Source organism: Acidovorax sp. KPB24-03, assembly GCF_057546605.1.
The window spans coordinates 1-732 of the sequence record NZ_BAAJYR010000860.1 but is presented as its reverse complement, the minus strand read 5'-3'; the positions used below and the strand labels follow the sequence as shown (position 1 = coordinate 732).

At 72.5% G+C, this 732-nt stretch carries 1 protein-coding gene; it reads right to left on the bottom strand.

The window, feature by feature from the left end; all coding sequences use genetic code 11:
• Positions 1-732 (bottom strand): CBS domain-containing protein (locus AC27KI_RS26485; protein WP_487116844.1); only part of this gene is annotated, 732 nt, incomplete at both ends.

The window sequence follows — 732 nt, the reverse complement described above, 5'->3', positions numbered from 1 at the left end:
ATGGCGGGCGCGGGCGCGGATGGCAAAGGGTCCGGCGGCACGGGCGGCGTGTCGCGGTCGAGAAAGCGCAGCAGGGTGGTCTTGCTGATCGCGCCGCGGAAGCGGCCGCCGTCCTCCACCACCGGCAGCGGGCAGGGCGCCTGCGCCACCTGGCCGAACAGGTCCGCCACCGGCGCATCCACTGGAATGGGCACCACGCCGTCCAGATAGGCGTGCTGCAGGCCCAGCGGGCCCACGTGGCCCTGCAGCGCGGCGCGCAGCGAGTCGGCCGACACCGTGCCCAGGTACATCCGCGCCGGGCTCACCACGTAGGCGAAGTCGCGGTCCTGCTCCTCCAGCTGCTGCAGCGCGGCGCGCGAGCCCCGGTCGCGCTGCTCCGACACCACGGTGAGCGGGCGCCGGGCGATGTCGCCGGCCTTGAAGACCGCCGCCGCGTCCACGCCGCGCACGAAGCTGCGCACGTAGTCGTTGGCGGGGTTGCGCAGGATCTCGTCGGGCGTGCCCACCTGCACCACGTAGCCGTCCTTCATGATGGCGATGCGGTCGCCGATGCGCATCGCCTCGTCCAGGTCGTGCGAGATGAAGACGATGGTGCGGCGCTGGATCTGCTGCAGGCGCAGCAGCTCGCTCTGCATCTCGGTGCGGATGATCGGGTCCAGCGCGGAGAACGCCTCGTCCATCAGCAGGATGGACGGGTCCGACGCCAGCGCCCTGGCCAGGCCCACGCGCTGC